The organism is Chitinophaga sp., assembly GCF_036569185.1.
Lineage (GTDB): Bacteria > Bacteroidota > Bacteroidia > Chitinophagales > Chitinophagaceae > Chitinophaga.
In genome coordinates this window covers 1-11,760 of record NZ_DATCRD010000260.1, presented here as the reverse complement: position 1 = coordinate 11,760, position 11,760 = coordinate 1, and the positions used below count along the sequence as shown (strand labels likewise).

Annotated in this window: 7 protein-coding genes; 6 read left to right on the top strand and 1 reads right to left on the bottom strand. The window is 47.9% G+C overall.

The genetic code is table 11. The features are described from left to right. Positions 1-578: 578 nt before the first annotated feature. From VIM72_RS20095 to VIM72_RS20070, 6 genes are all read left to right on the top strand, one after another. Complete coding sequence (locus VIM72_RS20095) at positions 579-1,262, top strand: response regulator transcription factor (RefSeq protein WP_332004613.1); 684 nt, start codon at positions 579-581, stop codon at positions 1,260-1,262. Continuing rightward, positions 1,259-2,569 (top strand): HAMP domain-containing sensor histidine kinase, encoded by a 1,311-nt coding sequence (locus VIM72_RS20090; protein ID WP_332004612.1) that lies wholly within the window; start codon positions 1,259-1,261, stop codon positions 2,567-2,569. Before VIM72_RS20095 ends, VIM72_RS20090 begins: the two co-directional genes overlap by 4 nt. A 121-nt stretch (positions 2,570-2,690) precedes the next feature. Continuing rightward, a complete protein-coding gene (locus VIM72_RS20085) occupies positions 2,691-4,073 on the top strand; it encodes a TolC family protein (protein ID WP_332004611.1) in 1,383 nt (460 codons plus the stop codon). A gap of 52 nt (positions 4,074-4,125) precedes the next feature. Beyond that, positions 4,126-7,398, top strand: a complete 3,273-nt coding sequence (locus tag VIM72_RS20080; RefSeq protein WP_332004610.1) for an efflux RND transporter permease subunit — start codon at positions 4,126-4,128, stop codon at positions 7,396-7,398. A gap of 30 nt (positions 7,399-7,428) precedes the next feature. Next, the gene (locus tag VIM72_RS20075; protein WP_332004609.1) at positions 7,429-8,550 is read left to right on the top strand and encodes an efflux RND transporter periplasmic adaptor subunit; all 1,122 of its coding nucleotides are present in this window, start codon (positions 7,429-7,431) and stop codon (positions 8,548-8,550) included. Positions 8,551-8,873: 323 nt separating this feature from the next. After that, positions 8,874-11,237 carry a TonB-dependent receptor gene (locus VIM72_RS20070; protein ID WP_332004608.1) on the top strand — a complete coding sequence of 788 codons (2,364 nt, stop codon included), beginning with the start codon at positions 8,874-8,876 and terminating at the stop codon, positions 11,235-11,237. A gap of 80 nt (positions 11,238-11,317) precedes the next feature. On the opposite strand, the gene VIM72_RS20065 is transcribed toward VIM72_RS20070, so the two are convergent. Beyond that, positions 11,318-11,680, bottom strand: coding sequence for a hypothetical protein (locus VIM72_RS20065; protein WP_332004607.1), 363 nt, complete (start codon positions 11,678-11,680; stop codon positions 11,318-11,320). Between the last annotated feature and the right edge of the window lie 80 nt (positions 11,681-11,760).

Below are 11,760 nucleotides of genomic sequence, written 5' to 3'. Positions count from 1 at the left end.
ACTGGTTGCATTGATTTTTTTGAGATTTTTGTCCTGACCGGCTGTACATAAGCAAAAACTAATGCAGGTATATAGCATATGGTAAGAATCTTCCCGTTATATTTATACTTCTCCGGAAACTAAGATAAAACTGACCCGGAGATACGCTGTATCTTATTAAATACGGCTGATATCCTGGTGAAATACGGCTCGGATACGGGGAAGATCCGGGGGAAATGAGGAGTACACATACTGTATCTATTCAGTATCCTCTCCTGGCCCTGGCCTGGAATAGGTTCACACCTTGTTAAAAAATTCTGTTGTTGATTTAAACAATTGCCCATCCAAATCAGCAAACCTCCCCATCATATAACAAAAAAATCCGCATCGCCGAAGGCGATCCCCTCTGTTCGCTTTATTCGCTTCTATCTTCCCGAATCCTTCAAAAATCTCCGCAAAATCTAATCAGCGTAATCATTGTAATCCGTTTAATCCTGAGTCAGACAACATCCGCGTCAGACAAAATCCGCGTCAATCTCCGCCAAAAACTTCAAATTTGCTATAAATTTACCCTGCACCTTGCACCCAGGTATGTTTTTATGAAAGTATTGATTGTAGAAGATAATAAGGAACTGGCCAGCGGTATTTCCGATTACCTCAACGGGGAAAAGTATATCAGTGAACTGGCCTATGATGTGGAAACAGCCAGGGAAAAGCTTTCCCTTTTCACGTATGATTGTATCCTGCTGGATATTATGCTTCCGGACGGCAACGGGCTGGAACTGCTTAATTTTATCCGCCAGGAAAATATCAGCAGCGGCATCCTGATCATCTCCGCCAAAGATGCGCTCGATGATAAAGTGAATGGCCTCGAACGTGGAGCAGACGACTACGTAACCAAACCCTTTCACCTGCCGGAGCTGCATGCCCGGCTAAGGGCTATTTACCGCCGTAAGAAGCTGGATGGGAATAACCTCATTGTTTTTAACGAGATAGAGCTGAATACAGACACCATGGAGGCCACGATCAATAACTCCCTCCTGGATGTAACCCGCAAGGAATTCGATCTGTTGTTGTATTTTGTGGTCAATAAGAACAGGGTATTGTCGCGGCAGGCCATTGCCGCACACCTCTGGGGCGATTACACGGACAACCTGGCTAATTTCGACTTTGTATACCAGCACGTAAAAAACCTGAGAAAGAAGATCAGCGCCGCAGAAGGAGTGGATTATATAGAAACGGTGTATGGATTAGGGTACAAGTTTAATACCTCCAAAACATGAAGCTGCTTAATAAAATAACGTTATGGTTTATCGGGATCGTATTCCTGATCACGCCCATCACGATGTACATTTCCCGCAACAACATCAAAAGACACCTGGATGATGCGGAAATAGCGCGTATGACCGCCGTGAACGACCGGGTGGCCCAGCAAATGATGGCCGGCGAAAAACCGGACCGTTATACCCACGGAAGGCCCATCCAGATCAGCACGGTGACCGGCCCGCTCCCGGAAAAGAAAGTGGTGGTAACAAAAGATAACTTTATAGCAGAAGACCTGGGCGAGAAAGAATGCCGTATCACAGTAGATTCCTGGTACATGATAGGCAACCAGCCCTACAAAATATCTTCGTTTAACTATGTGATCAAGTCGGAAGAAATATTCCGTGGCATGCTCAGCACCGTAGTATGGAAAATGCTGCTTATGATCTTCGCGGTATCGGTAACAGCAAGATTGCTTTCCCGGAAGATCTTTTCCCCGCTGCGCCGCACCATGAAAGCCATTCACAGCTTCGACCTGAAACAGAAGGATAAACTGCAGCTGCCGGAAACCACTACTACGGAGTTTAAAGAACTGAATGTTTTCCTCGGCAAAATGACCGACAAAGCCATGGAAGATTATGCCGCCGTAAAAGAGTTCAGCGAAAATGCCTCGCATGAGCTGCAAACACCGCTGGCCGTGATCCGCAGCAAAATAGAACTGCTGTCAGAAACCAATATCGATGGCGTACAAGCCGCACTGATAGGGGATATGCAGAATGCGATCGAAAAGTTGTCGCATATCAACCGCTCCCTTATTCTGCTTACCAAACTGGAGAACCAGGAGTTTAAAGTATCTGAAAGTATTAAGTTTTGCCGCGTAGTGAAAGATGTGATCGCCACTTATGAAGACTGGATCACCATGCGCGAAATTGCGCTTACCACCAACCTCGATAAAAATATTCCGCTCAGCATTCACCCGGCGCTTGCGGAGATGCTGATCAGTAACCTGCTCAGCAATGCCATCCGGCATAACCGCGACGGCGGGCAGATTAAAATGGTGCTCACGCACCGGGAACTGAGCGTCAGCAATACCGGTATTCCTCCACAGATCCCCACCTGTGAGCTGTTCCAGCGGTTTAAGAAAAGTAACCAGAGCAACGACAGCATCGGGCTTGGGCTTGCCATCGTAAAACAGATCTGTGAAGTGAACGGCTTTGAAATAGAATACGATTATGCCGATGGATGGCATAAGATCCGTGTAGCATTTTACAAAAAACAGACAGTTAACAGCGAAACCCAGCCTGCAGCGGCCGCGGTAGCTGTTTAAGCATCCATCTCACAAAAAAATATCCCGGTTTTCCATTTCCTTCAAGTTTACTTCAAAATGATACAGAAATTTTGCGGTTGAATATCCTTCAGGACATTTCAACCGTAAAATCTATCTATTCATGTGGAGTAAGAAATATTGGCTGTTGACGGTTGTATCCCTGTTTTCAGGCTACAATTTATATGCTCAGCAGGTTTTTACACTTAAACAGGCTATTGATACGGCTATTGCCAACTATGGAACCATCCGCGCCAAAGCCAGCTACACTGCGGCTTCCCGGGAACAGGTGTCGCAGGCCCGCCGCGATTACCTGCCTAATTTCAATGTGGCAGCACAGCAGGACTATGGTACAGTGAACGGCCAGAATGGCCCCCTGTACGGCTTCGGAGGCTTGGGGGTAGCTTCCTCCGGCCTTCCCCTCGATCATCAGAACTGGAACGCCTCCTTCGGCGCTTTATACCTTACTAATATCAACTGGGATTTCTTTGCTTTTGGCAGAGCTAAGGAAAAGGTTAAAACAGCATTAGCGGCCGCCGCACAGAACGATAAAGACTGGCAACAGGAGATTTTTAAGCACAAAATAAAAGTGGCGGCCACTTATTTAAACCTCGTTGCAGCGCAACAGCTCACCCGTTCCTACCAGGAAAACCTGGAACGTGCAGATACTATCCGGACGGTAGTAGTGACCCGCGTAAAGAACGGGCTGATAGCGGGAGTGGACTCCTCGCAGGCAAACGCGGAATACTCCAATGCAAAAATTGCCCTCACCAAGGCAAGGGATTTTGAACAGACACAAAGTAACGAACTGGCGCAGCTGCTGGGTATTGCACCGCGGCAGTTTATACTGGATACTTCTTATGTAGCCCGCATCCCTGCATTGCCGCAGCAAACTTTTTCCCCGGAAAACCACCCGCTGCTGCAATGGTATAAAAGCAGGATCGCGCTGAGCGATGAACAGGCAAAGTATGCCAAAACCTTCTATTACCCGGCGTTTACACTGGTAGGCGTATTGCAGACAAGAGGCTCGGGGTTTGGCAATGGCTACGCAGCCGATCAGACTGACTTCACCCACAATTACTGGGATGGCGTAAAGCCCACCCGCACCAATTATTTATTGGGTGTAGGTGTTACCTGGAACATCACGCAGCCCTTCCGGGTTTCGCGGCAGGTAAGGGCACAGCAGCTCACAAGCCAGGGGTTGCAGGAAGAATATCATCTTGCCGATCAGCAGATCCGCGCACAGCTGGATCTCTCTGATATAAAAATTAAAAACGCACTGGATAACTACCGGGAAACGCCCGTACAGGTGAAAGCCGCTTCAGATGCCTATCTCCAGAAATCAGTATTGTACAAAAACGGACTGACCAACCTGGTGGATGTAACACAGGCGCTGTATGCGCTCATCAGGGCGGAAACAGATAAAGACATTGCTTATAGCAATGTATGGCAGGCGTTATTACTGAAAGCCGCAGCAGCAGGCGACTTCAGCATCTTTGAAAATTAGCTTTTCGTTAAACGGACGCCATTGATGGCTTAATGATCAATATTTCAGTACCATGAACTTAATCAGTTTTGCTCTAAAGAAACCCATCACCATCCTGGTGCTGGTTGCCGGTTTGTTCTTCTTCGGGATAAAAGCAGTCAATACCATCAAGATTGATATCTTCCCGAAGCTGGATATGCCGGTGATTTATGTGTCGCACCCTTTTGGCGGGTACACGCCCAAGCAGATGGAATCCTTCTTTGCCAAACAATATATCAATATATTCCTCTTTGTAAATGGTGTTAAAAGCATAGAAACAAAAAATATCCAGGGGCTTACGCTGATGAAGATCAACTTTTATCCTGGTACCAACATGGCGCAGGCAGCTGCGGAAGTAAGCGCCTTCTCCAACCGGATACAGGCCATCTTTCCGCCTGGTTCCAACCCACCGTTTATTATACGTTTCGATGCCTCTACCTTGCCGGTAGGCCAGCTGGTATTAAGCAGCGATAAGCGTAGCAATAATGAACTGCTGGATATGGCAAACGTGTATGTGCGTTCTTCCTTTACGTCCATCCCGGGGCTGATAGGCTCCACACCATTTGGTGGTAATATGCGAACTGTGGTGATCAAGGCAGATCCCGAGCTGCTTCGCCAGCATAACATGACGCCGGACCAGCTGGTGGAAGCCATGCGGCTGAATAACCAAACGGCGCCTTCCGGTAACGTGCGCATCGGGGATAATAACTATATCACACCTGCCAATACCACTATTAAAACGGTAAAGGATTTTGAAAATATACCCTTGTTTAAGGGAGATGTACAAAATCTTTACCTGAGAGATGTAGCGACCGTAGAAGACGGAGCCGATGTTACTGCCGGTTATGCCCTGGTGAATGGCCGCCGTTCTGTATACCTCAGTATTGCCAAAGGCGCGGATGCCTCTACCTGGGAAGTGGTGCAGAACCTGAAAAAGTCGCTGCCCAAAATGCAGGCGCAGCTGCCGGAAGATGTGAAGCTGAGTTATGAGTTCGACCAGTCCACCTACGTGATCAACTCCGTGAAAAGCTTGCTCACAGAAGGTATCATTGGCGCTATTCTTACCGGTTTAATGGTATTGCTGTTCCTGGGCGATCCCCGGGGCGCGATGATCGTGATCCTTACGATTCCTACTTCTGTTATTTCCGCTGTACTTTTTCTAAGCCTGTTCGGGCAAACCATCAATATCATGACGCTGAGCGGACTGGCGCTGGCCATCGGTATCCTGGTAGATGAAAGTACAGTAACGATAGAAAATATACATCAGCACCTGGATATGGGTAAACCCAAAGCACTGGCCATCTGGGATGCCTGCCAGGAAATTGCTTTCCCAAAATTGCTGATCCTGTTCTGTATCCTCGCGGTGTTTGCACCGGCATTTACCATGGGTGGCATCCCCGGCTCCCTGTTCCTGCCGCTGGCCCTGGCCATAGGTTTCAGCATGATCATCTCTTATTTCCTGGCCCAAACATTTGTGCCTATCATGGCTAACTGGGTCATGAAAGTAAAGCATCATAAAAAAGCAGATGGTAAGGAGATGACCGATGCGGAGGAATTTGCGGCTGCTGGTCTTTCAGGAGAGAAAGATACCTGGGAGCAGAAAAAAGCATTGGTAGAACGGAGCGATTTTAATAACAACGGTAAGATCAGCCGTTTCGAGCGATTGAGGAACCGCTACCTGCGCTTTATCCAGCGGATGATGCCTTACCGTAAACCGATTGTGATCATTTACCTGGTAGCTGTGTGCGGTATCGTGGCATTACTGCTGAACAGTATTGGCCGTGATGTATTGCCAAAAGTAAACGGCAGCCAGTTCCAGGTAAGAATGAGAGTGCCGGATGGTACCCGTATTGAACGCACAGAAGAGCAAACCATCAAGCTGCTGGATGGTATTAACCAGGTAGTAGGAAAGGAAAATGTGTCCATTACTTCCGCCTACATTGGTATGCACCCGCAGTTGTTCTCTACGGCGCCTATCTTCCTCTGGATGGCGGGGCCGCATGAATCTGTAATACAGGTATCGCTTAGCGAGCATTATAAAACCAACCTCGATGAATTAAAAGACAGGATACGGGAGAAAGCAAAATCAATTGATCCGAAGATCAGTCTTTCATTTGAGCCCATAGAGCTAACGGATAAGATCCTCAGCCAGGGCTCTCCCACACCGGTGGAGGTAAGGTTTGCGGGCCGCGACCGGAAACTGAGCGAGCAATATGCGCAGAAGCTGATCACGGAATTAAAAAAGCTTTCTTATCTCCGTGATGTGCAGCTGGGGCAATCGATAAAGTATCCGGCCATCAATGTAAATATAGACCGTATCAGAGCGGCGCAGCTGGGCGTAGATATGAATGATATATCCCGTTCCCTGGTGGCTTCTACTTCTTCCTCAAGGCTTACGGAAAAAAATATTTGGGTAGATGAAAAGGCGGGGTTGAGTTACAACGTACAGGTACAGGTGCCGGAAAGTAAGATGAACAGCCAGGGGCAGATCGGTGAGATCCCTTTATTAAGGAATGCTTCCCGCCCGGTACTGAGCGATGTGGCTACTATGTCGGTTGATACTACTTATGGTGAAGTGGATAACCTGGGCGCCATGCCCACACTAACGGTAACGGCTAATCTGAATAATAAAGACCTGGGCTCGGCTTCAGCGGATGTAAAGAAAGCTATTGCTGCACTAGGAGAGTTGCCAAGGGGATTGAACGTGGAGCTGATCGGGTTAAGCAGTACGCTCACAGATACATTGGATAGCCTGCAGGGTGGATTGATCGTAGCCATCGTGGTGATCTTCCTGATGCTGGCGGCTAATTTCCAGTCGTTCAAAGTATCTGCAGTAGTATTGGCTACGGTGCCGGCGGTATTATTAGGGTCCCTTTCATTACTGATGTTGTGCGGCTCTACGCTGAACCTGCAATCGTACATGGGCATGATCATGTCGGTAGGGGTATCTATTTCCAACGCGGTGCTGCTCATCACCAATGCGGAACAGATCCGCAAGCACAACGGCGATGCACTGTTGTCTGCTTCAGAAGCGGCTGCACTGCGTATCCGTCCTATCCTGATGACGGCCCTCGCGATGGTGGTGGGCATGATCCCGATGGCGAGCGGTCTTGGTGAAGCCGGCGACCAGTCGTCGCCGCTGGGAAGGGCCGTGATCGGCGGCCTGGTGGCATCTACCTTTGCGGCTTTGTTTATATTGCCGCTGGCGTTTGCATGGGGACAGGGAAAAGCGGGCACGCAAAGCGTATCGCTGCACCCGAGAGATGAAGAAAGTATTCACTATATCCCGTCAGACGAAAAAGCATAACCATTATCTAATTCTTTTAAAATATAATTTATGAACAGCGGTACCCGTATTACATTTCCTTTATTGTCAGCGATGGTGATCAGCGTAGGACTGTACAGTTGCAGTGCTTCCGGCGCCAAAGAAGGAAAAGACACATCCGCCACTGAAGCAGCAGCCCCCCTGGAAGTTTTTTCCCTGGAGAAGGGCAGCTTATCTTCTTCCATCCAGATCCCCGGTGAGCTGATCGCTTTCCAGCAGGTAGATCTTTATGCCAAGGTGAGCAGCTTTGTAAAAAAGATGAATGTAGATGTAGGAAGCGAAGTATCCACCGGTCAGCTGCTGGCTACCATGGAAGCGCCGGAGATCAACTCGCAGTTGTCCGGCGCCGAATCCCGCCTGAAATCGCAGGAGGCTATTTATTTGTCCAGCAAAGCCACTTACGACCGCCTGCTGGAGACCAGCAAAACGCCCGGCACTGTTTCACAGAACGACCTGGACCTGGCCTTTGCCCGGCAGAAATCCGACCTGGCCCAGCTGGATGCCGCCAAAGCGGCGCACCGCGAAGTAGGCGATAACCGTAATTACCTGGAAATACGCGCACCGTTCAGCGGGGTGATCACCGCGCGTAATGTAAGCGCCGGCGCTTACGTAGGCCCTTCCGGCAAGGGCTCCGAAATGCCCATATTCACCCTGCAGGAGCAAAAGAAACTGAGGTTGGTGGTAAGCGTACCGGAAGCCTATACCAGTTACCTGACTAACCAGAGCGAGGTAGATTTCAAAGTAAGATCTCTCAATAACAAAGCATTCAAAGGAAAAGTGATCCGCCTGGCGGGCGCGCTGGATCGCAAGCTCCGGGCGCAGCATATTGAAATTGATGTAGCCAATAACGATAAATCTTTGTTGCCCGGCATGGTAGCGGAAGTGTCTGTTCCCCTTACCGGTAGCGCCAACAATTTCGTGGTGCCTTCGTCTGCGGTTCTGAATTCTACCAAAGGCGTGTTTGTGCTGAAGATCCAGGACAAACATTCAAAATGGGTACCGGTCACTACCGGTCGCAGTGAAAATGGTAAGACCGAAGTGTTCGGAGAGCTCAGTGCCGGAGATACGCTGGTAACTACCGCCAGCGAGGAAATAAGGGATAATGCTCCCGTGCCGCATGTAAAAGTTAAGTAGATAGATAGTGGATGAAGAAGAAAAGGGTCGCATCGTAGCAGGTGCGGCCTTTTTCATTTGCCCGGAGTTCTTTGAATTAATAGTTTAAATAAATACTTTAACGTGTTTAATGTCAATATATTAGTTTGAGATATTGATGTGTTGCTTCAATGTCCCGTTTGCCCTGCATGCGACAATTTTTTCCGCTTTGCGTAAATCAAATTCCGTATCCGTCAGCGGGCGTATCGCCCCTGTCCCGAACTTTGCGCCAGCAAATTTTAAGGAATCAGACAATGGAGAAATTTTTAAAGAGAACAGGTTGGTGTTTATTATTATTAAGTGTAATGTTATCCGGAACCGCGTCAGCCGAAGAAATAGATAATGGCGGCAGCATTAAAGGATTGGTAACTACTTCAGACAACAAGCCGGCTCCGGGTGTGGTAGTGGTATTGAAAGGCACCAAAAAAACAACGCTCACAGACGATAACGGTACTTACTTGCTCCGGAACATTAACCCGGGAAATTATACGATCCAGGTATCTCTTACAGGATACGAAACCACCAGCAGGGAGGTGACCGTAGAAAAAGATAAAACCATTACCATCGATCTTCAGCTCAATATCTCTGAAAAGAACCTGAATGAAGTAGAGATAACCGCCTCCCGGAACAAATACACCAAAAGAAGCAGCGAGTATGTGGCCAAACTGCCATTAAAAAATATTGAGAACCCGCAGGTATACAGCGTTATTTCCAGCGAACTTATAAAAGACCAGGTAGTCACCAGCTACGATAATGCCCTCAACAACGCTCCCGGTATCAGCAAATTATGGTCCTCTACCGGTCGCGCAGGCGATGGCGCCGGGTATTATTCGCTTCGGGGTTTTGCAGTACAGCCTACTCTGGTAAACGGATTGCCTGGTTTAACCAACGGTGGCCTGGATGTATCCAACATCGACAGGATTGAAGTGGTGAAAGGCCCGTCTGGTACGCTTTACGGCAGCTCCGTTGTTTCCTATGGCGGTTTGATCAACACCATTACAAAGAAACCCTATGATGACTTCGGTGGTGAAATCAGTTATACCGGCGGGAGCTACGGCCTCAACCGCGTTACCGCTGATATCAACACTCCGCTGGATAAAGACAATAAAGTGCTGCTGCGTGTAACCGGCGCTTACCATGATGAGAACAGCTTCCAGGACGCAGGCTTCGTGAAGAAACGCTTTATTGCGCCTTCACTTACCTATCGTGCCAGCGATCGCCTTACCCTGATGCTGAACACGGAATTTCTTTCCTCAGAAAGTACCAATCCCACCAGTTTATTCCTGGATCGCGGCAACGCCCTGTTCGCAAAGAACCTGAAGGAACTGGGATATGATAACAAACGTTCTTATACCAGCAACAACCTCAGCATCAAAACGCCTACTTCCAGCATACAGGCGCAGGCGATTTATAAATTATCCGATACATGGACCTCGCAAACCATTGTATCAAGAGGAACCGCTAAATCGGAAGGCTATTATTCTTACCTCTATGAGGGATCTTCTGCCATGCCGGGTTTCCCAAATATTTCGCCCACTTTCGCAAGGTATATCAGCTACCAGAACGGCAGCACCAATACCACCGATATCCAGCAGAACTTCACCGGCGATTTTAAGATCGGGCAGTTCCGCAACAGGGTAGTGGCCGGCCTGGATTATTTCAACCGTCATACACAGGGCAACAGCACCGGCTATGCCATGAATGGCCTGGTAGATATGGCCGGTAACGACAACGGTATCCTGTCTAAACAACATACCGATTCATTGCTGAATGCTTTGCCGGTAGACAACTCTAATCTTACACAGGAAACATACAGCGCTTACGTGTCTGATGTATTCAACATCCTGCCCAGCTTATCTGTAATGGCCAGTTTGCGTGTAGATCATTTTAAGAATGGTGGTCTTACTGCTGGTGTAAATGATAAATACTCACAAACCGCGCTGTCGCCTAAATTCGGGATCGTGTACCAGCCTATCCTGAATACATTGTCTGTTTTTGCGAATTATATGAACGGGTTCACCAACAGTGCGCCAAGACAACGAGGCGACAATGTATGGGAAAGTTTTGATCCGGAACAGGCCAACCAGCTGGAAGGCGGTGTGAAAGTAAACCTCCTGGGTGGTATGATCACCGGTTCCGTGAGTTACTACGATATTAAAGTGAAAAATATCATCCTGCAAACAGGCGGCGGCACTGCGCTGGCTTATACACAGGGCGGTGAAAGAACCAGTCGCGGTGTAGAAGCGGAAATAGTAGCTAACCCGGTGGCAGGTTTGAACATCAGTGGTGGTTATAGCTACAACGACAGCAAGTTTACAGCAACCAACGATAAAGAATACCTGGGCAGACGTCCCGAAGAAGCGGGCCCTAAGAACCTCGCTAACCTCTGGGTCACCTATAAATTCCAGGACGGCCCGGTGAAAGGATTTGGTATCGGCTTTGGGGGCAACTACGCCAGCGAAAACATGATCCTCAACAGGCTTACTACCGGCGTATTCACTTTACCCTCTTATACGGTATTAAATGGTTCCCTGTTTTACAATACCAACAAGTTTAACATCGCGTTCAAGCTCGATAACATTGGTAACAAGGAATATTATAAAGGCTGGAGCACTATTGAGCCGCAAATGCCACGACGTTTTTCAGGGAATGTAACGTTTAAGTTCTAAAGCCAATACCTACTTCGTTTTGCTTATGGCGCAGTATTGGATTTTGAAAGAAAATTGAAAAAAAATGGCCAACAATTCCGCTATTGTTTTTCCAATTTCGACTTCACTTCCGCTGCAATTTTCCTGAGGCTTAAGAGGCCGGTACCAATCTTTGTAAATGTGATCGTTAATTTTACTTTACCGTTTTCAGTTGTTGCACTGACGTCGGCCACATAATAGTCGGCTTTGGCTCCTGTAGTACGAGTGGCGGTAAAGGAAGATTCCTGGATACCATTTGCTGCAACAAACTTGCTTTCAAGCAGAACAGACTTTGCAGCCTGAAGCGCTTCGCTAACTGTTGCTTTATTGCTTTTAACTTCGATAATAATAGGTTCACCAAACATGCAAATGCCGGAAACAGCAAAAGCCAGGAAAAGGAGTACCAGCAAAAGTAGTTTCTTCATGTTGAAATTTTAAACGTGAGCATTAAAAAGCATTGGTTGCAGCTGCCAACGCATTTCCATCTTTCCATATACGGCGGGTT